Source organism: Rhodanobacter sp. FDAARGOS 1247 (assembly GCF_016889805.1).
GTDB lineage: Bacteria > Pseudomonadota > Gammaproteobacteria > Xanthomonadales > Rhodanobacteraceae > Rhodanobacter.
This window is the reverse complement of the sequence record NZ_CP069535.1, coordinates 3,510,609-3,530,914: the sequence shown is the minus strand read 5'-3', so window position 1 is coordinate 3,530,914 and position 20,306 is coordinate 3,510,609. Positions and strand designations below refer to the sequence as shown.

18 protein-coding genes are annotated in these 20,306 nt (G+C 68.0%); 8 read left to right on the top strand and 10 right to left on the bottom strand.

Features of this window, described 5'->3' with window-relative positions:
- Positions 1-7: 7 nt before the first annotated feature.
- The 4 genes from aroQ to cutA all read right to left on the bottom strand — a co-directional run bounded on the left by aroQ (position 8) and on the right by cutA (position 3,808).
- Positions 8-460 carry a type II 3-dehydroquinate dehydratase gene (gene aroQ / locus I6J77_RS16050; protein ID WP_204109807.1) on the bottom strand — a complete coding sequence of 151 codons (453 nt, stop codon included), beginning with the start codon at positions 458-460 and terminating at the stop codon, positions 8-10.
- A 159-nt stretch (positions 461-619) separates the two neighbouring features.
- The gene (locus tag I6J77_RS16045; RefSeq protein WP_204109806.1) at positions 620-1,159 is read right to left on the bottom strand and encodes a TlpA disulfide reductase family protein; all 540 of its coding nucleotides are present in this window, start codon (positions 1,157-1,159) and stop codon (positions 620-622) included.
- Positions 1,159-3,402: a protein-disulfide reductase DsbD gene (locus I6J77_RS16040; protein WP_204109805.1), complete on the bottom strand. Its 2,244-nt coding sequence runs from the start codon at positions 3,400-3,402 to the stop codon at positions 1,159-1,161. Before I6J77_RS16040 ends, I6J77_RS16045 begins: the two co-directional genes overlap by 1 nt.
- Before the next feature lie 70 nt (positions 3,403-3,472).
- Complete coding sequence (gene cutA / locus I6J77_RS16035; RefSeq protein WP_204109804.1) at positions 3,473-3,808, bottom strand: divalent-cation tolerance protein CutA; 336 nt, start codon at positions 3,806-3,808, stop codon at positions 3,473-3,475.
- Between the two features lie 221 nt (positions 3,809-4,029).
- Here cutA and groES point away from each other — a divergent pair, with 221 nt between their 5' ends.
- Both groES and groL read left to right on the top strand, forming a co-directional pair.
- Positions 4,030-4,323 (top strand): co-chaperone GroES, encoded by a 294-nt coding sequence (gene groES, locus I6J77_RS16030; RefSeq protein ID WP_007806603.1) that lies wholly within the window; start codon positions 4,030-4,032, stop codon positions 4,321-4,323.
- A gap of 120 nt (positions 4,324-4,443) precedes the next feature.
- Positions 4,444-6,093 (top strand): chaperonin GroEL, encoded by a 1,650-nt coding sequence (gene groL, locus I6J77_RS16025; protein WP_056768241.1) that lies wholly within the window; start codon positions 4,444-4,446, stop codon positions 6,091-6,093.
- A 104-nt stretch (positions 6,094-6,197) separates the two neighbouring features.
- Here groL and I6J77_RS16020 read toward each other — a convergent pair whose 3' ends face one another.
- Positions 6,198-6,743, bottom strand: a complete 546-nt coding sequence (locus I6J77_RS16020) for a hypothetical protein (RefSeq protein ID WP_204109803.1) — start codon at positions 6,741-6,743, stop codon at positions 6,198-6,200.
- A 170-nt stretch (positions 6,744-6,913) separates the two neighbouring features.
- Complete coding sequence (locus I6J77_RS16015) at positions 6,914-8,812, bottom strand: LTA synthase family protein (protein WP_204109802.1); 1,899 nt, start codon at positions 8,810-8,812, stop codon at positions 6,914-6,916.
- Positions 8,813-8,970: 158 nt separating this feature from the next.
- On the opposite strand from I6J77_RS16015, the gene glnE reads away from it, so the two are divergent.
- The gene (glnE, locus tag I6J77_RS16010) at positions 8,971-11,811 is read left to right on the top strand and encodes a bifunctional [glutamate--ammonia ligase]-adenylyl-L-tyrosine phosphorylase/[glutamate--ammonia-ligase] adenylyltransferase (RefSeq protein ID WP_204109801.1); all 2,841 of its coding nucleotides are present in this window, start codon (positions 8,971-8,973) and stop codon (positions 11,809-11,811) included.
- 9 nt (positions 11,812-11,820) lie between these two features.
- On the opposite strand, the gene I6J77_RS16005 is transcribed toward glnE, so the two are convergent.
- Positions 11,821-12,381, bottom strand: coding sequence for a hypothetical protein (locus I6J77_RS16005; RefSeq protein ID WP_204109800.1), 561 nt, complete (start codon positions 12,379-12,381; stop codon positions 11,821-11,823).
- Between the two features lie 45 nt (positions 12,382-12,426).
- On the bottom strand, positions 12,427-13,413 hold the full coding sequence (locus tag I6J77_RS16000; RefSeq protein WP_204109799.1) for a mitochondrial fission ELM1 family protein: 987 nt from the start codon (positions 13,411-13,413) through the stop codon (positions 12,427-12,429).
- Positions 13,414-13,664: 251 nt separating this feature from the next.
- Here I6J77_RS16000 and I6J77_RS15995 point away from each other — a divergent pair, with 251 nt between their 5' ends.
- Positions 13,665-14,249, top strand: coding sequence for a YceI family protein (locus I6J77_RS15995; RefSeq protein ID WP_204109798.1), 585 nt, complete (start codon positions 13,665-13,667; stop codon positions 14,247-14,249).
- A gap of 65 nt (positions 14,250-14,314) precedes the next feature.
- Here the strand turns inward: I6J77_RS15995 and I6J77_RS15990 are convergent, their stop codons facing one another.
- Entirely contained in the window at positions 14,315-15,580 is a 1,266-nt protein-coding gene (locus tag I6J77_RS15990) for a Yip1 family protein (RefSeq protein WP_204109797.1), read from the bottom strand.
- Between the two features lie 197 nt (positions 15,581-15,777).
- Between I6J77_RS15990 and I6J77_RS15985 the strand changes: the two genes are divergently transcribed.
- The 4 genes from I6J77_RS15985 to I6J77_RS15970 all read left to right on the top strand — a co-directional run bounded on the left by I6J77_RS15985 (position 15,778) and on the right by I6J77_RS15970 (position 19,340).
- Positions 15,778-15,987: a zinc-finger domain-containing protein gene (locus I6J77_RS15985; protein ID WP_204109796.1), complete on the top strand. Its 210-nt coding sequence runs from the start codon at positions 15,778-15,780 to the stop codon at positions 15,985-15,987.
- A 78-nt stretch (positions 15,988-16,065) separates the two neighbouring features.
- Positions 16,066-17,193: a glycosyltransferase gene (locus I6J77_RS15980; RefSeq protein ID WP_204109795.1), complete on the top strand. Its 1,128-nt coding sequence runs from the start codon at positions 16,066-16,068 to the stop codon at positions 17,191-17,193.
- Positions 17,194-17,268: 75 nt separating this feature from the next.
- Positions 17,269-18,564 (top strand): O-antigen ligase, encoded by a 1,296-nt coding sequence (locus I6J77_RS15975; protein ID WP_204109794.1) that lies wholly within the window; start codon positions 17,269-17,271, stop codon positions 18,562-18,564.
- Positions 18,564-19,340: a glycosyltransferase family 2 protein gene (locus tag I6J77_RS15970; RefSeq protein ID WP_204111520.1), complete on the top strand. Its 777-nt coding sequence runs from the start codon at positions 18,564-18,566 to the stop codon at positions 19,338-19,340. Before I6J77_RS15975 ends, I6J77_RS15970 begins: the two co-directional genes overlap by 1 nt.
- Here the strand turns inward: I6J77_RS15970 and lpxL are convergent.
- Positions 19,334-20,251, bottom strand: coding sequence for an LpxL/LpxP family Kdo(2)-lipid IV(A) lauroyl/palmitoleoyl acyltransferase (gene lpxL, locus I6J77_RS15965; protein ID WP_239309054.1), 918 nt, complete (start codon positions 20,249-20,251; stop codon positions 19,334-19,336). The genes I6J77_RS15970 and lpxL overlap by 7 nt on opposite strands.
- Positions 20,252-20,306: the final 55 nt, after the last annotated feature.

The window sequence follows — 20,306 nt, the reverse complement described above, 5'->3', positions numbered from 1 at the left end:
CCGGCGCTCAGGCCGTGGCGGCGGTTTGCAGCCGTTGCAGCGTCGCGTCGAGCGCCAGCCGGTAGCTGTTGCCGCCGAAGCCGCAGATCACGCCGACCGCGATGTCGGAAAGATGGGAGTGGTGGCGGAACGGCTCGCGGGCAAAGACGTTGGACAGGTGTACCTCGATGAACGGAATGGCCGTGGCGGCGAACGCATCGCGCAGCGCGATGCTGGTGTGCGTGAACGCACCGGCATTGCACAGGATCATCGCCGTGCCATCGTCGCGGGCCTGGTGCACCCGCCCGATCAGTTCATGCTCGGCGTTGGACTGGAACCAGACCAGTTCGTGCCCCGCGGCTTGCGCGCGCTCGGCCAGTTGCTGGTTGATGTCGGTCAACGTCTCGTAACCGTAGATCTCCGGTTCGCGGGCGCCCAGCAAATTGAGGTTGGGTCCATGCAGGACCAGGATTTTCGCCAACGTCATTGTCCAAGGCCGCGTCCGGACGCCCCGGAACGGGCGCAGTGTGCGCGCCGCCAGCAGTCTTGTCCAGTTCGCCGCAGATCGGCGATGTTTGACGGAGAAGTGCCGGGTTCCCGTGCGTAACCGTATGTGGGCCGCCTTCGGATGACGCGTGGATCAGGGAGCCAGCCACTGCTCCATCTGATCGGCGGTCATGGCTCCCGCATGTGTGGCCAAAATGCGCCCATCGTCGGCGACAAGCACGCTGTAAGGGAGGTTCCGCAGGGCATTTCCCAGTGTCAGCGACGTGCCCGGCGATTCCGGTCGGCCGATCAAGATCGGGTAATTCACCGGATGTGCGGCCAAAAAGGCCCGAACGTGAGCTGGCTCGTCCACCGCAATTCCGATCACGATCGCCCCATGATCGCCGAACTTCTGCTGGGCTTTGACCAGCGCGGGCATTTCCTGCAGGCAGGGCAGGCACCAGCTGGCCCACAGATTGATCAGTACGCGGCGTCCGCGATACTCGCCCAGATCATGCAGCCTGCCATCCAGGTCGGGCAGGCTCAGCGTCGGCAACGGCTGGCCGATGATGGTCGAAGCCGCGGTGGTCACCGGTGCGGCCGGGGCCGTCTGCAGGTGGTGCTGCGCGTAGCCGCCCACTGCGGCGGCCAGCACGGCCAGGCCGAGGATGGTCCAGTTGCCGCGGCTGAGCATCAGCGCGCCGCTTCCGTCAGCGCCTGCTCGACCATCGAGCGGGTCAGCACGGTGGACAGCTGTTTGCCGGGGCCGCCATTTTTCGGGAAGACCACGTACAACGGCACGCCGGGCGAGTTGTATTGCTGCAGGAAGGCGCTGATGGTCGGGTTGACGTCGGTCCAGTCACCTTTCATGTAGACCGCGCCGGTGCGCCTGAGCAGGGCGCGGAAGGCGTCGGTGTCCAGCACGGTGTGCTCGTTCGCCTTGCAGGTGACGCACCAGTCGGCGGTCATGTCGACGAACACCGGCGTGCCAGCGGTGCGCAGGCTGGCCAGTTTTTCCGGACTGTAGGCGACCACGCCTTCCTCGGTCGCCGCGCTGGCCGACGGCGGCGGCACGTGGGCGAGCAGGGCCATCGGCACCACGGTGGCGATGGCCAGCACCACCACCGCGAGCTTGCTGATCGCGCCGCGCGAGCGGCTGCGCTCGAACCACCACAGGGTCATCGCCAGCAGCACCATCGCCACCAGCACCAGGCCGACCGCGTCGGCGCCGCGCTGGTTGGCCAGCACCCAGACCAGCCACGCGGCGGTGAGGTACATCGGGAAGGCCAGCACCTGCTTCAGCGTTTCCATCCAGCGTCCCGGCCGTGGCAGCAGACGGCCCAGCGCCGGGACGAAGCCCACCGCCAGGAACGGCAGTGCCAGGCCGACGCCCAGCATCAGGAACACCAGCAGGGCCGGGACCATCGGTGCGGCGAAGGCATAGGCCAGCGCGCTGCCCATGAACGGCGCGGTGCACGGGCTGGCCACCACCACGGCCAGCACGCCGGTGAAAAAGTCGCCGGCCGGACCGGAGCGCGCGGCAAGGCTGGCGCCGGTATTGCCCAGCGAGGCGCCGAACTGCACCACGCCGGACATCGACAAGCCGACCGCCAGCATCAGGCAGGCGAGTACGCCGACCACCAGGGGTTGTTGCAGTTGCGAGCCCCAGCCCAGCGCATGCCCCGCCGCGCGCAGGGCCAGGATGCCCAGGCCGAGTGCCGCGAAACTGCACAGCACGCCAGCGGTATAGAACAGTGCGTGACGGCGCGCCGCGGCGTGGCTTTCCGCGCTTTCCAGCACGCTGACGGCCTTGATCGACAACACCGGCAGCACGCAGGGCATCAGGTTCAGCACCAGGCCGCCGCCCAGCGCCAGCAACAGGGCGGCGATCAGGCTCACTTGCAGCGGCGCCGGGCCGGCCGGAACCGAGTCAGCCGGAACCGAGTCAGCCGGAACCGAGTCGGCATTGCCCGGTGGCAGTTCCGGCGCGGTTTCGGTGGTCTGGCCGGTGACGGTGGCGCCACTGCCGAGATCGAGGTTCACGCGGCGGGTCATCAGCGGATAGCACAGGCCGCCGTCCTGGCAACCCTGGAAACTGGCCAGCAGGGTCAGCGCTCTGGCGTCGCCGAGGTCGCCCTCGACCGCCACCGGCAGCTCGACCTGGTCGAAATACACGGTGACGTCGCCGTGGTGCTCGTCGTGGTGCGCGGTACCGGCCGGCCACGCGGGTTTCAGGGCAAGGTCGCCGGCGTTTTCGAGTTTCAGCGTGGTCTGGTCGCGATACAGGTAGTAACCCCTGGGCATCGTCCAGCGCAGCAGCAGCTGGTGCGGGTTCTGCGCCAGCGCCTCGAAACGGAAGGCCTGTTCGGCAGGCAGCGGCGCGCCGACCGTGCCCGCCACGGCCTCGATCCTGTTGCTGCCGAGCTGGCCGAGCGCGGCGCCCAGCGAGCCGGCGACGGGGGCCGCCGCGGCGGCGCCATCGGCGGGCAGCGGCAAGTCGAGCTTCTCGGTATGCGGCGGGTAGCAGATCTTCGGATCGACTTCGTGGCAGCCCTGGTATTGCACGCTGATCCGCAGGCGATCGGTGCCGGCGGCTATGGTGTACGGAATGCTGGCGTCGACACCGTGGTGATAGGTCTCCACGTCGCCGAGGTATTCGTCGTGGTGTTTCTCGCCGTCGGGCAATTGCGCTGCGCCCAGGCTGACGCCATCGCCACCCTTGAACTTCATGCGGCCGCGGTAAAGGTAATAGTCCGGCGCGATCGTCCAGTGCAGCTTCAGCACGCCGGGCGTGCCGGCATCGGCGCTGAGCTTGTAGGCCTCGGTCACCGGCAGCAGTTCGGCCGTGTCCTGGGCGAACGCGGGCAACATGGCAAACAGCAGACTCAGCCCGATCAGCAGGCGAACGGCCATCCGGCCGGCAGGCATTGATCGCATCACGACTCCGGGAACAGTGCGGCCCGCGCGCCGCGCGGGTGGACGACCATTATGGCCCAGTCGCCGCGAATCACCCTGCGACGTTGGCACGCACCCAGTCCAGATAGGCGTCGTGGCCGTGCGTCACGGGCACCGCGACCAGTTCCGGCAGTTCGTATGGGTGCAGCTGCAGCAGTCGTGCCTTCAGCGCCTCGAAACGACCGGCGGTGGTCTTGATCAGCAGCAACACCTCGCTGTCGGTGGTGACGGCACCCTGCCAGCGATAGGTCGATGGCACGCCTGGCAGCTGGTTGACGCAGGCGGCCAGCCGTTCGCCCACCAGCGTTTCGGCGAGTTGGCGGGCGCAGGCCTGGTCGGGGCAGCTGCAGTGGCAGAGCAAAACGGTGGTGGGATCGGTCGTGGTCATGCCGGCAGCGTAGCCGAGCTTGCGCGAGGTGATTCACCGCCGCGCCCTTGAAACGCTGCCGGGTTCGCCCAATGTGCTGTCCACCCCCGCGTACGAACACTCTTGCTGCGGGATGCTATCTGCGTAGAATTGGCACTCATTACCATCGAGTGCTAACAGAGCTGCCGTCCGGGCTCTGCAAGACCTTGTCCATCAACTGTTTGAACCAGCTGGAGTCCTCCATGAGCACACTGCGTCCCCTGCATGACCGCGTCATCGTCAAGCGTCTCGAAGAAGAGCGCGTCTCCGCCGGCGGCATCGTGATCCCCGACAGCGCCACCGAAAAGCCGACCCGCGGCAAGGTCGTCGCCGCCGGTACCGGCCTGATCATGGCCGACGGCAAGGTCCGTCCGATGTCGCTGAAGGCTGGCGACGTGGTGCTGTTCGGCAAGTACGCCGGCCAGGAAATCAAGATCGACGGCGAAGAGCTCGTGTTCCTGAAGGAAGACGACATCGTGGCGGTGATCGAGGGCTGATTGAGCTGGAGCCTGGTGGTGTAGCGCGAAAGCCGCGCTCCCGGTCGCCCTTGGCTCCTTCTTGCAGCTCTTTCGTGACGTTTCCCATTACTTATTCAAAATTTTTCAAGGAAAAATTTTATGGCCGCTAAAGAAGTCCGTTTCGGCGAAGACGCCCGCTCGCGCATCCTCAAGGGCGTGAACACGCTCGCCAATGCCGTCAAGGTCACCCTGGGCCCGAAGGGCCGCAACGTCGTGCTCGAGAAGAGCTTCGGCGCCCCCACGATCACCAAGGACGGCGTGTCCGTCGCCAAGGAGATCGAGCTGGCCGACAAGTACGAGAACCTGGGCGCGCAGATCGTCAAGGAAGCCGCTTCCAAGACCTCCGACGTCGCCGGTGACGGCACCACCACCGCCACCGTGCTGGCGCAGGCGTTCATCCAGGAAGGCCTCAAGGCCGTCGCCGCGGGCATCAACCCGATGGACCTGAAGCGCGGCATCGACAAGGCCGTCGTGGCCGCCGTGGGCGAGCTGAAGAAGCTCTCCAACCCGACCGCGAATGACAAGGAAATCGCCCAGGTCGGCACGATCTCCGCCAACTCCGACACCAACATCGGCGACATCATCGCCACCGCGATGAAGAAGGTCGGCAAGGAAGGCGTGATCACGGTCGAGGAAGGCTCGGGCCTGGACAATGAACTCGACGTGGTCGAGGGCATGCAGTTCGACCGCGGCTACCTGTCGCCGTACTTCATCAACAACCAGCAGAGCCAGCAGGTCGAAATGGATGACCCGTTCATCCTGATCCACGACAAGAAGGTGTCCAACGTGCGCGAGCTGCTGCCCGTGCTGGAAGCCGTCGCCAAGGCCGGCAAGCCGCTGCTGATCGTGGCCGAGGAAGTCGAGGGCGAGGCGCTGGCCACCCTGGTGGTCAACACCATCCGCGGCATCGTCAAGGTCGCCGCCGTCAAGGCGCCGGGCTTCGGTGACCGTCGCAAGGCGATCCTGGAAGACATCGCGGTGCTGACCAACGGCCAGGTGGTGTCCGAGGAAGTGGGCCTGTCGCTGGAGAAGACCACGATCAACGATCTGGGTCGCGCCAAGCGCATCGTCATCACCAAGGAAAACACCACGATCATCGACGGCGCGGGCGAGGCCGAGAAGATCCAGTCGCGCATCGGCCAGATCAAGGCGCAGATCGAGGAGACCTCCTCCGACTACGACCGCGAGAAGCTGCAGGAACGCGTGGCCAAGCTGGCCGGCGGCGTGGCCGTGATCAAGGTCGGTGCGGCTACCGAAGTCGAGATGAAGGAAAAGAAGGCACGCGTCGAAGACGCCCTGCACGCCACCCGTGCAGCGGTCGAGGAAGGCGTGGTCCCCGGTGGTGGCGTGGCGCTGATCCGCGCGCTGAAGGCCGTCGAAGGCCTGAAGGGCGACAACACCGACCAGGACCTGGGCATTGCGATCACCCGCCGCGCGCTGGAAGCGCCGCTGCGCGCGATCGTCGCCAACGCCGGCGAAGAGCCGTCGGTGGTGTTGAACAAGGTCAAGGAAGGCACCGGCAACTTCGGCTACAACGCCGCCAGCGGCGAGTACGGCGACATGGTTGCCATGGGCATCCTGGACCCGACCAAGGTCACCCGTTCGGCCCTGCAGCACGCCGCGTCGGTGGCCGGCCTGGCGATCACCACCGAGGCGATCGTTGCCGAGCTGCCGAAGAAGGACGAAGGCCACAGCCACGGCGGTGGCATGGGCGGCGGCATGGGTGGCATGGGCGGCATGGACTTCTGAGTTCCCCGCTCAAGGCACGACAAAGGAAAACCCCGCCTCGGCGGGGTTTTCCTTTTTGTGGCGCCGGAATCCCGGTGATATCTGCCGGGTTGGTGGCAGTGAACTCAGTGCCCGTGGGCGTGGACACTGCCGCTGGCGGCGGCGTTGCCGCTGGCGTTGACGCCCTGCACCGCGTCGCCGACCGAGCCGGCCGCGCGGTCGGTGGACTGGATCGCCGAATGCGCGGTATCGCGCACGTCGCCGCCCACGCCTTGGCCCATCTCACCAGCCCTGCCTGCGGTGGCGGCCGTATCGAGGCCGGCACCGGTATCGACGTTGGCGTTGGCACCTGCATGCGAGTCGCCGGCGCCCGCGCCGATCGTGCCATTGGCATTCGCGTTGGCGTTGGCATTGGCGTGGTCATTGACGGTCGAGCGGGTCCGGTCGGCGGCCTTGTGGGTCCGGTGTTTCGCGTGGGAGCCGGTGCGATGCAGGGTCTGCTCCGTCTGCGCGGTGGTCTGGCCAATGGCGTGCATGGCGCCTGGTGCGGCTGCGCCGACGTGGGCGCCGGCACCGATGTGGGCGGCACCGCCGAGGCTGGCCTGGGCGAAGGCGGAAGCAGTGAATACGCTGGCACCGATGATGAGGGCGGAAAGCATGGTCTTGCGCATGAGGGTGACCTCCAGGTGGGGAATGCCGCCGCAAGCGCATGGCACGCGCCCACGGCCACGCCGACGCTAGGCGGCCTTGCCCGACTACCGCGTGAATACCGTGTCGCGTTCTTCAGTCGTCGGACAGCTCGCTGAACGGCGAGCCCGGGGCAAGGGTGCCACTGTTCGCGTCACTGCGCGGCGGATGCCGGCCGTGGTGCCGGTGGTGCGGCGTTGTGGACGATCTCGCCAGGCGCGGGCGCCGCTGCGGGCTGCGGCAGCAGGCTGTCCAGCTTGTTGCTCATGCGCAGCTGTTCGACGCTGGCCATGGCCTTGTCGAGTTGTTGCAGGTCGTCACCCTCGGGCAACGGCGTTGCGCCGGGCGCCTCGGTGAGCGAGGCCAGCGGCGGGCCGACCAGTTCGGTCAGCGCGAAGTACGGATCGTCGTGGATGCCGATGTGCGCCAGCAGCTTGCCGGGCAGCAGCCAGGAGGCGGTGTCGGCCGTGCTGCGCTTGCCCGGGTGCTTCGGATCGACCAGCAGCCACACACCGGCCTGGCTCAGCATGTCGCCGCCGTCGACGAAGCCGGTGATCTGGTAGCTGTTGCTCAACGCCGGCAGGTGATCGCCATAGAACACCACCACGCTGGGACGCTCGCGCGCCGCCAGCAGCTTCACCAGGCGTCCCAACTCGGCATCGGCATGCTTGAGGTGATACAGGTAGTTCTGCAGCTCCAGCTTGTCGCGGCCGGTGATGCCGGCGGGCACCGGGATCGCGTCGCGCTCGGCGACATGGGTGGGCTCGACGTCGTACGGGCCGTGCGCCTCGATGCTGATGGCGAAGATGAACTGCGGCGGGCCCTGATCCTTCAGCTGGGTCATGATCTCGTCGGTCATCGCGCTGTCGGCCATGTACTTGCCGTCGTTGGGCGCGCCGGGCGGGAACGACGACTGCGACACGAAGCGATCGAAGCCGATCGCCTTGAACGCGGTGGTGCGGTTCCAGAACGCCGGGTCGTTGCCGTGCAGCGCCAGCGTCGAATAGCCGTGCCGGCTCAGCGTGCGGACCAGTCCCGGCAGTGCCTGGTGACTCATCTGCAGATAGGGGAACTGCAGGTTGTCGAAATAGCGCAGCGACAGGCCGGTGAGGAATTCGAACTCGGTGCGGATGGTGCCGCCACCAAAAGTGGGCACGTGCAGCTTGCCGCTGATGCCGTGCGCAGCCAGCCGGCGCAGATTGGGCGCGAAGTTGCTGTGCTCGTAGCCGCGCATGATGGTCGGGTCGAAGAACGACTCGCTTTGCACCACCACCACGTCCGGCAGGTCGGCCGCCGCCGGTGTCGCCGCCTGCATGGACTGCAGCAGTGCCGGCGCGGACTGGTTGATCAGACGGCTGGCCGTGATCGGGTCCGGCTTGTGCGCACCCTTGCCGTATTGCAGGTGGAACAGCATCAGCGAGCTGACCAGGCCGGAATGGGTGGTGGTGGAAATGGCCGACCACGGCTCCAGCCACAAGGTCTTCGCGTTGTAGATCTTCGTCCACGCCTGCAGGCCGACCAGCATCGTGAGCAGTGCCAGCGCCGCCGCGCCGCCACCGAGCGCGCGCGGCAGCCGCGGGCGGCGTTCGAACAACGGCGGTTCCAGTCGCCACGCCACCACGATCGCGATCACCGCGGCGAGCAGGCCGAGGTACGGCCACGCGCTGTGCGGCAGATAGCCCGACAACAGGTGCATGCCGCCCTTGTGCAACTGCCCCACGATGCGGAAGTCGTCCGGCAACAGCGGCGTGCCGAGGTTGGCCACCTTGAGCACGTTCACCGCGTACAGCAGGCCCTGCAACAGGAACGCCAGCGCGAACGAAAGCCATGCGCGCCGGCTGATCGCCAGCAGCAGCGCCGCCAGCAGCAGGCCCGGCAAGGCGTTGGCCAGCGGGTAACGTGCCTGGTCGAAGATGCGCAGAGGGGTCACGCCGACGCCACCGTCCACCCACCCGGTCAGCAGCACGAAGGCCAGGGCCAGCAGCAACAGCAGCGCGACCCGGGAAGCGATCGCTCGCCGACGGGAAACGGGCGGGGAAGCAAGTGGCGGCATGGCAGTCCTGCGTTTTCTGTCATGGTCTGGACGCGCCAATGTAATGGCGGCCAGATGAACAAGGAGTAGGCGTGGCCGGCGAGTGTCCGGCTTGTCGAGGGCTTGTTCAAGCGGTGCTCAGCTGCCGGCAGCTGCCCGCCATGCGGCACAATGCCCGGATGACCCATCCGGCAAGCCCCGCACTGCGCGCACTGATCGATGACCGTTACGGCGAACTCGCCAGTCGCTGCCGTGCGGCCGGCGTGCCGCTGCACGACGACGCCGGCGTGGCCGAGCGTATCCGGCGCACCCTGCTGGCCAGCGATTTCGCCTTCGACACCTGGTGTCGCCAGCCGCAGTTGCTGGCGCCGGCCGGGCTGGAGCGCCTGCGCTCGGGCAGCGATGCCAGTGCGCGCGTCGAGGCGCTGAAGCTGCCGGAGGACGAGGCCGGGTGCATGGTCGCGCTGCGCCGCTTCCGCCACGCCGAGGCATTGCGGCTGGTGTTCCGCGATGCCAACGGGCTGGACGAGCTGCCGGAAACCCTGTCGGCGACCAGCGTGTTGTACGAGGTGCTGCTTGAACTGGCATTGGGCTGGTCCGAGCGCATGCTGGCCGCGCGCTACGGCCACAGCCGCAACCCCGAGGGCGCGTTGCAACGCCTGCTGGTGATCGGCTTCGGCAAGCTGGGCGGGTCGGAGCTGAACTTTTCCTCGGACATCGACCTGGTGTTCGCCTACCCGCACGGCGGCCACACCGACGGCGCGCGGCCGCTGGACAACAGCGAATACTTCGTGCGGCTGGGCCGCCAGCTGGTGCGCCTGCTCAACGAGCCGACCATGGACGGCATCTGCGCCCGGGTCGACATGCGCCTGCGCCCGTTCGGCAACGCCGGCCGGCTGGCCTTGTCGTTCGCCGCGATGGAGCAGTACTACCAGAGCGAAGGTCGCGACTGGGAACGCTACGCGTGGATCAAGGCACGCCCGGTCGCCGGCGATCGTGCCGCCGGCAAGCAGTTGCAGGAATTGCTGCGGCCGTTCGTCTACCGCAAGTACCTCGACTACACCGCGTTCGCCGGCCTGCGCGAGATGAAGTCGCTGATCGATGCGGAAGTGGCGCGCAAGGATCTGGCCGACAATCTGAAACTGGGCCCCGGCGGCATCCGCGAGATCGAGTTCATCGTGCAGCTGACCCAGCTGATCCGCGGCGGCCGCGAGCCGAGCCTGCGCGTGCGCGGCCTGCTGCCGGCGCTGACCGCGTGCGAGGCGCGCGGCCACATTCCCGCCGCGCGGGCGCGGGCGCTGCGCCAGGCCTACGTGCTGCTGCGGCGCGTCGAGAACCGGGTGCAGATGCTGCGCGATGCGCAGACCCATGACATCCCGCCCGATGCGCTCAGTCGCGAGCGCCTGGCGCTGAGCCTGGACCATCCAGACTGGGACAGCCTGCAGGCGGCGCTGGCGGCGCAGCGGGCCATCGTCAGCGAGGAGTTTGCCGCGGTCCTGATGCCGCAGGGCGGCCGCGCCGCCAGCGTGCCGGTCGCCGACCTGCAACTGTGGCAGCACGCCTGCGACGAGTCGCTGGACGTCGGCGTGCTGGAAAGCTCCGGCTTCGTGCCCGGCAGCGAACTGGCCGACGCCCTGCTGAAGCTGCCGCAGGCGGCTTCGGTGCGCGCGATGTCGCCCCGTTCGCGCGAACGGCTCGATCACCTGATGCCGCAGCTGTTCGAGGCCGCCCGCGCCAGCAAGGCGCCGGTGGCCAGTCTGCTGCGGCTGGTCCGCCTGATGCAGGCAGTGGCGCGGCGTTCGTCCTACCTGGCCCTGCTGGAGGAGCAGCCGGCCGCGCGGCGCCGGCTGGTGCGGCTATTCGCCGACAGCGCCTTCCTGGCCGAACGGGTGATCGCGCAACCGCTGCTGCTGGACGACGTGCTCGATCCGCGCATCGACCAACTGCCGTTCAAGCGTGCCGACATCGCCGCCGAGATCGTCCGCGTGCTGGGCACGCTGGAGGAACGCGAGGCCGAGGCGGAACTGGAACGGGTCAACGAGTTCAAGGCGTCGACCGCCTTCCGGCTGGGTCTGGCGTTCAACGACGGCCGCGCCGACGCGGTGGCCACCGCGCGCCGGCTCGCCGCGCTGGCCGAGTCGGTGGTGGGCGCGGTGCTGGCCCTGGCCGAGCGCGAGCTGGTGGCGCAGCACGGCCGGCTGCGCGGCGAAGGTTCGGGCTTCTCGGTGCTGGGCTACGGCAGCCTCGGCGGCGAGGAGCTCGGTTTCGCCTCGGACCTGGACCTGGTGTTCGTCTACGACGGCCGACGCGCCCAGGCGATGAGCGACGGCGCGCGGCCGATCGAAGGTTCGCGCTGGTACCAGCGGCTGGCCCAGCGGGCGATGAACTGGCTCACCGTGCTGACCCGCGGCGGGCGCCTGTACGAAGTCGACACGCGGCTGCGGCCGGATGGCTCCAAGGGGCTGCTGGTCAGCAGCCTGGATGCGTTCGTGGCCTATCAGCAGAGTCGTGCGTGGACCTGGGAACACCAGGCGCTGCTGCGCGCGCGGCCGATGGCCGGCGACGCGGCGCTCAACGCGCAGCTGGCCGAGGTACGACGCAGCATCCTGGCGGTGCCGCGCGAACGCGCCACCGTGCTGGCCGAGGTCGGCAGCATGCGCCAGCGCTGGCGTGCCGAACGCGACCGCTCCGACGAGCGCCAGTTTGACCTGAAGCAGGGCCACGGCGGCCTGCTCGACATCGAGTTCGCCTTGCAGGGACTGGTGCTGGCGCATGCGGCGCAGCAGCCGTCACTGCTGGGGGTCACCGCCAACGCGGGCCTGATCGAGGCCTGCCGCGGCGCCGGCCTGCTCGACAACAACCAGGCCGCGATCCTCGCCGTGGCCCACGCCGACCTGCTGCAACGCGCCCTGGCCTGCACCCTCGACCTGCGCTCGCGCATCGCGCCTCGCGATGCGGAACTGGCGCAGCTGTGCGGCAGTGTCCGCGAGGTCACCGATGCGCTGGGGTTCGCCTTTTGAGCTTTCCGCTCAGGCGCGATTGTCGCGGTGGAGTTTCAGCAGCTTGAAGTAGCTGACGGGAATGGCGACGTAGGAAAGCCAGGCCAGCATCAGCGTTGCCGTGGTCAGCCAGCTGCCGCCCCAGAACAGGCCCAGCCGGCCGCGACTCATGCCGAGGATCATCCGGTCCATTCGATGCGACGACGAAGCGGACGTCACGTCCATGCTCAGCACCAGGTACACGATCCCGGGCGTGCCGACGTAGCCGAACAGCAGGAAGCTGATGACCAGGATGAGGATCGAGGCCTCCTTGTCGGCGGCGCGCGAATTCAGCCTGACCGGTGCAGTTACCGCCAACGCGGCCAGTGCGCAGGGAAACAGCATCGGCATCCACGCCCAGTACAGCCGCACGCGATGCGGGTCGGTGGAAGCGGCGGCCAGCGAGCGGGCAAGGCGGGTGTCGAAGGGAATCCATGCCTCGGCGACGACGGTGTCGGGCAACACGACCGCCAGCACGAAGCCGATGGCGATGTAGACGGCGGTGACGATCCAGGCAGCAGTCCAACTCTCGGGGTGCTTCACGGTATCCATGTGTGTGCGCTTCCTTTCGGACGGCGTAGCCAGCCCGGCGTGGTGTTATGCCGTCGATGCGTCGCGTTGTCGGGCGGCGATGTGCTGGCGCAAGTCGGCGGCGATGTCGGCGGTCTCGCGCAGTGGCGGCGGTGGACGAACGGTCGGGCCGTCCAGGTCGTGCAGCAGCCCGGCCTCGCGCAGGGCGTGATGGAAACGCTCGATCTTCGCCGGCAACGGCGCGGCCACGAAAGTCTGGACCGGGCAGCCCACGGCGCAGGCTTCGGAAAGCATGTTCACCGAATCGGGAGTGACCACCAGCCGGTCGGCCCAGCCGAGCACGCCCGGATAGGGGTTGCGGCCGTCGTCGGGTCCGGCCCAGACCAGGCCGGGCACGTCGCGCAGGCTGCGGCGGAACACTTCGACCAGCACGGGCGAGGTGCGCCGCGAACCGAGCACCAGCAGGCTGCCGCCTTCGCCACGCTGGCGTTCGAGCAGTCGCGTCGACAGCTGGCGCGCATAGTCGCCGTCCAGCGTGATGCCCTGGCGTGAGCCGCCGAGCAGGACGCCGACCCGCGGTTGCGGCAGCTCGGCGAAGCCGGGGCAGGCATCGCGGCCGTCGGCCAGCCATTCGTCGTCGACCGGATTCAGCGAGCCCAGTGGCTGCAGCACGTTGGGGCCGTCGAGCCGGTCATGACGGGGCGCGACGACGGTGTCCCAGTGGGCGGGATCGATCCGCGGGTCCAGGATCTGCACGGTGTAGCACTGTCCGTCGGACAGGCGGCGCAGCATGCGGGTGAACAGGGCGGCCGCCCGGCCGCAGCCGATCGCCACGGTCGGCCAGGGCGGCGCGAACAGGCGGCGCTGGCGGGCGGACAGGGCCAGCCGCCCGCCGAGTTCCAGTTTCGGCGCCAGCCATGACCACGGCGCCCGCGGCTGCAGCACCAGGTGACGCATGGGCATGCCCAGATACTCCGCCAGCGCCAGCGCCTGCCGCTGGTTGCCGGCGGCCGTGTCGGTGATCACCCAGCATTCGCCATGCGGGTTCAGCATGAGGCTGCAGGCTCCGTCACTGTTTCCCGAATGACCACTCTACGTTCTTCCCATGGGTGGACCGTTCGCCTGCAGCCGCCTATACACTGGCAGGATAGCGTCACTTCGGGCGCGCCCCGCCACAGGATAGCGATGTGCGGGTGGCTTTCCGAGGCCAGCCGCAACCTGTTCGGGCGTCGCCCCCGCCTGGCGCTCGACGAAGCCGGCACGTTCGCCTGACCCACACTTCCACCATTCACAGGAGCTTACCCATGCGTGCACTGAAATGCCTCGCTTTCGCCGGCCTGCTCGGCGCCGCCGTGTCGGTCCAGGCCGCCCCGGTCACCTACCAGCTCGACCCGAGCCACACCATGGTCCTGTTCAGCTGGAACCACTTCGGCTACTCCAACCCCACCGCCGACCTCGGCCTGGGCGAGGGCACCGTGGTGTTCGACGAACAGCATCCGGCCAATTCCAGCGTGGAAGTGACCCTGCCGCTGGCCCGTCTCGACACCCACGTGGCGGCGCTGGACGAGCACCTGAAGAAGCCGGACTTCCTCGATGCCGACAAGTACCCGGTGGTGACTTTCAAGAGCACGGCGGTGCAGCCGCTGGGCGGCAACAAGTTCAAGGTGACCGGCAACCTCACCGTGCACGGCGTGACCAGGCCAGTGGTGCTGGACGCGACGCTGAACAAGATCGGCCCGCATCCGATGAGCAAGGCGCTGTCGATCGGCTTCGACGCCACCGCCAGCATCAAGCGTTCGGACTTCGGCGTCGGCGCCTATGTGCCGAACGTCAGCGACGAACTCGCCATCCGCATCACCACCGAAGGTTCGGTGCCGAAGAAGAAGTAAGTCTGCGCGAACACAAAAAAGCCGCGCCGGTGACGGCGCGGCTTTTTCATGTCTGGACGAGTGGGTCAGTTCGCCTTGACGCCGGCGTCCTTCAGCGACTCCAGCTTGCCCAGGTCGACGCTGGCGACCGCCTGTTTCAACTGGTCGATGCTGTCGACGTTGCCGTTGGCCTTCACGGTGAAGCGCTTGCCGACCACCACGCTGTACTCGCCGTATTTCGACTGGGTGTCCCAGGCCTCGTGGACCAGGTTGCCGCCGGCGCTGTAGGTCTTCTCGTAGCCGTGCTCGGTCTGCTTTTCCTCCTCCGGCGCCATCGCGCTGGCCAGCGACATCAGCCCCTTGGCGCCGCCGGTATCGGAGACTTCCAGCGTGAGGTGCTGGCCGCTGTCGGCGGAATAGTCGGCGCTGGCCTGGGAGATCTGCATGCCCATCGCCTTGTTGCGCTGGGCCGACAGGCTGCTGCGCTTGAGGTTGCCCAGGCTGTCGGGCAGGAAGGCCTTGATCTGGTCCGGTGCCAGCGCCTCGACGTTGCCGTTGGTGCCGGCCATCGCACCCATCATCTTGCCCATCGCGGCGGATTGCGCGGCGCTGTCGCCGGATTTCTGCGCGGCTTCCATGTCCTTGCTGGCCTGTTCGGCGCGCTTGCCCATCGCGGCCAGCTGCCCCATCGCGCTGTTGCCGTCGATGGTGACGCTGTCGCCGTTGCTGCCGGTGACATGCATGCCGCCCATCGCCGCGCCGGTGAACGCGGCGGTGCCGACCACGCCGATCACGATGGCGCCGACGATCCAGCTCAGCACGAAGGCGATGATCACGCTGACCGCGGTGTAGCCGGCCGATTTTTCGGTCGGACATTTCATCGTCTGCGGCAGGCCGAGGTAGAGCAGGTACACGCCATAGATCGCGCCGGCGAGCGCAACCAGCCAGCCCAGCCAGGGAACGATCACGGCGATGCCCGCAATCCAGCTGGCGGTCCACGCATAGGCCACGGTCTTGAGGGCCTGCACCATGTCCTTCTGGCCGCCGAAGGTGGGTGCCAGCGCGTTGATGATCAGCGCCATCAGGTAAACCACGACCAGCGACAGCAGGTAGCCCAGCACCATGCGGGTGATGCCGCCACCGATCGAGTCGCGCACGGTGATGCCGAATGCGCTGGTGCCGATCAGGCTGCCCTTGATGAAGGCTGCCACCGCGGGCAGGGCGGCGAGGATGAGGATGTAGCCGGTGAACAGGCTGTTCACCGTGGCCGGTTCGGCGGCGGCCACGGGCCACTCGGTCTTCGGCGTGGTCAGTATGGCCTTGACGCGTGCAATGATCTTTCCTGAATCCATGGTCAGCTCCCGAACTCGTTGCAGTGGGCCCGGCGCGAAACGCCGGGTCGTGGATGAGTGCTCACGTGATGAGGACCGCCACCGCAGCCTCACGGCTGGGAGCTGCGTCCGGCTTCCCTGGGTACCCCTGCTGTCCCCCGACAGAAGGCTGCAGCCTGCTACCATTTGCGGCCTGATGTCCAGTCTGGAGTTCACTGATGTCATCCCCCCGCTCTGCGGCGGCGCCGATGGTGCCGGCAAATGCCGAAAATCGTTATGAAGTGACGCGCGCGGACCTGCCGCTGTCCTGTCCCATGCCCGGCATGGAACTGTGGAACTCGCACCCGAAGGTCTACCTGCCGATCGTCGACGATGGCGGCGAGTCAACCTGTGCCTACTGTGGCGCCTGTTACGTGCTGCGGGACTGAGCTTTCGGGCCAGTCATACCCTTCGGCGGCATTGTTCTTGCTTGCCTTTATGGAATGAAAGCCGCCAGCCCCGAGCTCATGTCCAGCATTGCCGTGCCCGCCAAGCTGCTGACCGTGGTCCAGTTGATCCCTGCGCTGCATTCCGGTGGCGCCGAGCGGTCAGCGCTGGAGATCGCCCGCGCGCTGGTGCAGGCTGGCCATCGCTCGGTGGTGATCTCGGCGGGCGGCCGGCTGGTCGAGCAATTGAAGGCCGAAGGCAGCGAGCACGTCACGCTGGACATTGGCCGCAAGTCGCTGTCCACGCTGGGCCATCTGGGCGCCTTGCGGCGCCTGCTGCGCGAACTGAAGCCGGACATCGTGCACGCCCGATCGCGGCTGCCGGCCTGGATGGGCTGGTGGGCACTGAAGGGCATGACGCCGCGACCGCATTTCCTCACCACCGTGCACGGGCTCAATTCGCCGGGGCGTTACAGTGCGATCCTGTTGCGCGGCGAGCGCGTGGTGGCGGTGTCGCAGACCTTGCGCGACTACGTGCTGAGCCACTACCGCTGGCTGGAGCCGGGCCGGGTCAAGGTGATTCCGCGGGGCATCGATCCGCAGGCGTTTCCCTATGGCCACCGGCCCGATGACGCCTGGCGGAAGGCCTTTCTTGCCGAGTTTCCCGCGCTGACCGGCGCACCCCTGCTGACCCTGCCGGGTCGTGGCACGCGCCTGAAGGGGCACCATGACGCGATCGAGCTGCTGGCTGACCTGAAGCGGCGGGGTATCGAGGCGCGCCTGTTGCTGCTGGGGGTGACCGAACCCGGCCGCGAGGCCTACGTGGCCGAGCTGCAGGAACTGATCCGCTTGCGCGGCGTGACCTCGCAGGTGGTGCTGAGCCCGCCGCGCGACGACGTGCGCGACATCTACGCGATTTCCGCGCTGGTGCTGCAGCTGTCGAACCGGCCCGAATCGTTCGGCCGCACCGTGGTCGAGGCGCTGTCGCTGTGCCGTCCGGTGCTGGGCTACGCCCATGGCGGCGTCGGCGAATTGCTGGCCGAGTTGTACCCCGCCGGCCGGGTGCCTCCCGGTGACCGCGAGCGGTTGGTGGAGCGCGCCGCCGAATTGCTGCGGGTGGCGCCGCCGATCTCGCCGCTGCAGAGCTATCGCCTGGGCGACATGCAGCAGGCCACGCTCGCCCTGTACGACGAAATCGCCGCGTCCTGATCAGGCCGCCGCGGGCGTGCGGATTGGCTGCGGCGGCTCGCCTACAATGCGGGATCGCAGTCATCCGGCCCACGCATGAATTCGTTCGGCACCTCACTCAAGGGCGCGTTGCGCTCGCCACTGCTGCCATTCTGGCTGGTGGTCGCGCTGCTGCCGTTCGGGCGCAGTTCCGAGCTGGGCACCGTGTTGTGCCTGCTCGGCGTGATCATGCTGTTCGCCCGCGATCCGCAGGCCTTGCAGCAGCACGCGGGGGCACGCCTGCTGCTCTGGCTGCTGGCGGCCTACGTCGGGGCGGCGCTGTGCTCCGCGCTCGATGCGGTCCGGCCGGGCAAGAGCTGGAGCACGGTGGCCGCGCTGTTGCGCTACGCGCCGCTGGGTTTGTACGCGTGTTTTGCGATCCGCCGCGAAAGCAAGCTGCAGGCCCTGTATGTGGCGGTGGCCTGGGTATTGGCGCTGTGGTGTCTGGACGCCTGGGTGCAGGCGCTGACCGGCTGGAGCCTTGGCGGCCAGGCGGAGGCCGAGCGCGTCTCCGGCATCTTCGGTGCGGACAACCTCAAGTTGGGACCGACCCTGGCGGTGCTGTCGCCGTTTGCGCTGTGGACCGCGCGACGACGCTGGGGCTTGCCGGGTCTGCTGCTCGCCTTTGCCCTGATCCTGGGCCCGATCCTGCTGGCCGGTGCGCGCGCCGCATGGCTGTGCTACATGCTGGTGGCGCTGGGCTTTGCCTGGCGCGAGACGAAATCGCCGCTGCGCTTTGCCGGCTTCTGCGCGGTGGCGGCGCTGCTGCTGGCGCTGGCCGGGGGACTGGCCTGGAAGACTTCGACGCGTTTCCATGACCGCATCGATCGCACCCTGCTGGCCCTGCACGGCACCGACCAGTCGCTGGACGCCGCGCTCAGCGGCCGCCTCGACATCTGGCACGCCAGCGTCGAGATGTTCGCCGCGCATCCGCTCAACGGCGTGGGTGTGCGTGGCTATCGTTATGCGTATCCGCAGTACGCCCCGGCGAATGATCATTTCGTGGTATCGACCGAAGCCTGCGGCGTCGGCGAAGGTGCCTGTCATGCCCACCAGCTGGTGCTCGAGATACTTACCGAGACCGGTTCGATCGGCCTGCTGCTGTGGCTGGCCGGCGTCGTGCTGGCATGGCGGGCGTGGCGCAGCGTGGGTGCGGCAGCGCGGGAGCGCGCGTTCCCGGTGAGCCTGGCCTTGGGCGTGATGCTGTTTCCGCTGAACACCCATCTGGCCTTCTATTCGGCCTGGTGGGGGCTGCTGTTCGCCTGGTTGCTCGGTCTGTGGTGTGCCAGTTTGTTCGTTGCCGGCGTCCCTGCCGGACTCCTCAAAGAAGCGGTTCCCCCGGGAGGGCCATGATGGGGCGTGAGCCGTTGTCGGTGGTGGTGACCACGTTCAACAGCGCCGCCACGCTGGACGCCTGCCTGCGCGGCGTGAGCTGGGCGGACGAGATCGTGGTGCTGGACTCCGGTTCCACCGACGCCGGCATGGCGATCGCAGCCCGCTACGGTGCGCGTATCCACACGCAGCCGTTTGCCGGATACAGCGCGCAAAAGCAGGCGGCGATTGATCTGGCCAGCCATCGCTGGGTGCTGCTGCTCGATTCGGACGAGTCGCTGGACGAAGCGTCGATCGCGCCGCTGCAGCAGGCGCTGCTGGCGCCGACCTGCGCGGGATACCAGTTGTGGCGGCGCGAGTGGCAGTTCTGGCGCTGGCAATCGCGACGGGCGCGGCTCAACCACTACGTGCGCCTGTTCGATCGACGACATGCCCGCATGAGCGGCCATGAAGTGCACGAGGAGGTGCAGGTGGACGGCGCGATCGGGGTGCTCGATGTCGTCATCGATCACCACGGCGAGCCCGACATCAGCGGACGCGTGGGCAAGGCTGATCGCTATTCCAGCCTGCAGCTGCCCGACCTGGCCAGGCGCCGGGTCGGCGGGTTGCGACTGCGCATGGTGGCGTATCCGACGGTGGCCTTCCTGCGCTACTACCTGCTGCGCGGCCATTGGCGTTCCGGCTGGGCCGGCTTCATCGCCGCCCGCATCCACGCGTTCTACGCGTTCCTGAAGTACGCGAAGCTGTACGAGCTCGAGCAGCGGCGTTCGAAGCAGGGCACCGGCGACGATCAGTAGATCGCAGGCGCGCCCGGCGGCCGGGTCTTGAAGCGCTTGTGCACCCACAGGTACTGCTCGGGCGCCTCGCGCACCATCTGTTCGATGCAGGCATTGACGCGTGCGGTGTCGGCTTCCGCAGCGGGTCCCGGGAAGTCTTCGAGCGGCGTGCCCAGGCGCAGGACGTAGCCCTGGTTGCCGGGCAGGCGGCGATGGAAGAACGGAATCACCTTCGCGCCGGACATCCGCGCCAGGTGATGGGTGGCGGTGATGGTGGCCGCCGGCACGCCGAAGAACGGCGCAAACACGGTGTCCTTGCTGCGCATGTCCTGGTCCGGCGCGTACCAGAGGGTGCCGCCGTTGCGCAGGTATTTCACCGTGCCGCGGATGTCGTCCTTGTCGAACATGGCGTCGGCGTAATCCAGTCGCGCGCGCAGCACCGCCCACTCGAACACGGTCGAGTCCATCCGCCGATACATGCCGGCGATGCGGATGCGCTGCGAGACCAGTCGCGCGCACAACTCCAGATGCGAGAAATGTCCGCCCACCAGCAGCACGCCCCGACCTTCCGCCCGCGCCGTTTCCAGATGCTCCAGTCCCTCGATGCGGGTGGGGATCGCCGCGATGCGCCGGTCGCTGCCCATCCAGCCCAGCGCGAACTCCACCAGCATCAGGCCGATGTCGCGCAGGTTGGCGTCGACCAGGCGTGCCCGGGCGTCGGCGTCGAGTTCGGGGAAACACAGGGCGAGGTTGGCTGCGGCGATGCGCTTTCGCGCCGAAGGAATGCGCAGCACCAGGGCGCCGAGGCGACGGCCCAGCCACATCAGCACGGATTGCGGCAGTCGTGCGATCAGCCAGATCGTGGCCACGCCCAGCCACGCCGGCCAGTGGCGAGGTGCGAGCAGCGAACGGTGGAAGGCGGGACGGGACATGCCGGGCATCGTGGGCATTGTAGTGGATCGCGGACGGCTGTCCCGCGTGGCCTCG

Bases quoted from the DNA above. Each gene is read 5' to 3' on its own strand.
- I6J77_RS16045 (WP_204109806.1), bottom strand. From the start codon at position 1,159: ATGCTCAGCCGCGGCAACTGGACCATCCTCGGCCTGGCCGTGCTGGCC.
- I6J77_RS16040 (WP_204109805.1), bottom strand. From the start codon at position 3,402: ATGCGATCAATGCCTGCCGGCCGGATGGCCGTTCGCCTGCTGATCGGG.
- cutA (WP_204109804.1), bottom strand. From the start codon at position 3,808: ATGACCACGACCGATCCCACCACCGTTTTGCTCTGCCACTGCAGCTGC.
- groES (WP_007806603.1), top strand. From the start codon at position 4,030: ATGAGCACACTGCGTCCCCTGCATGACCGCGTCATCGTCAAGCGTCTC.
- groL (WP_056768241.1), top strand. From the start codon at position 4,444: ATGGCCGCTAAAGAAGTCCGTTTCGGCGAAGACGCCCGCTCGCGCATC.
- I6J77_RS16020 (WP_204109803.1), bottom strand. From the start codon at position 6,743: ATGCGCAAGACCATGCTTTCCGCCCTCATCATCGGTGCCAGCGTATTC.
- I6J77_RS16015 (WP_204109802.1), bottom strand. From the start codon at position 8,812: ATGCCGCCACTTGCTTCCCCGCCCGTTTCCCGTCGGCGAGCGATCGCT.
- glnE (WP_204109801.1), top strand. From the start codon at position 8,971: ATGACCCATCCGGCAAGCCCCGCACTGCGCGCACTGATCGATGACCGT.
- I6J77_RS16005 (WP_204109800.1), bottom strand. From the start codon at position 12,381: ATGGATACCGTGAAGCACCCCGAGAGTTGGACTGCTGCCTGGATCGTC.
- I6J77_RS16000 (WP_204109799.1), bottom strand. From the start codon at position 13,413: ATGCTGAACCCGCATGGCGAATGCTGGGTGATCACCGACACGGCCGCC.
- I6J77_RS15995 (WP_204109798.1), top strand. From the start codon at position 13,665: ATGCGTGCACTGAAATGCCTCGCTTTCGCCGGCCTGCTCGGCGCCGCC.
- I6J77_RS15990 (WP_204109797.1), bottom strand. From the start codon at position 15,580: ATGGATTCAGGAAAGATCATTGCACGCGTCAAGGCCATACTGACCACG.
- I6J77_RS15985 (WP_204109796.1), top strand. From the start codon at position 15,778: ATGTCATCCCCCCGCTCTGCGGCGGCGCCGATGGTGCCGGCAAATGCC.
- I6J77_RS15980 (WP_204109795.1), top strand. From the start codon at position 16,066: ATGTCCAGCATTGCCGTGCCCGCCAAGCTGCTGACCGTGGTCCAGTTG.
- I6J77_RS15975 (WP_204109794.1), top strand. From the start codon at position 17,269: ATGAATTCGTTCGGCACCTCACTCAAGGGCGCGTTGCGCTCGCCACTG.
- I6J77_RS15970 (WP_204111520.1), top strand. From the start codon at position 18,564: ATGGGGCGTGAGCCGTTGTCGGTGGTGGTGACCACGTTCAACAGCGCC.
- lpxL (WP_239309054.1), bottom strand. From the start codon at position 20,251: ATGTCCCGTCCCGCCTTCCACCGTTCGCTGCTCGCACCTCGCCACTGG.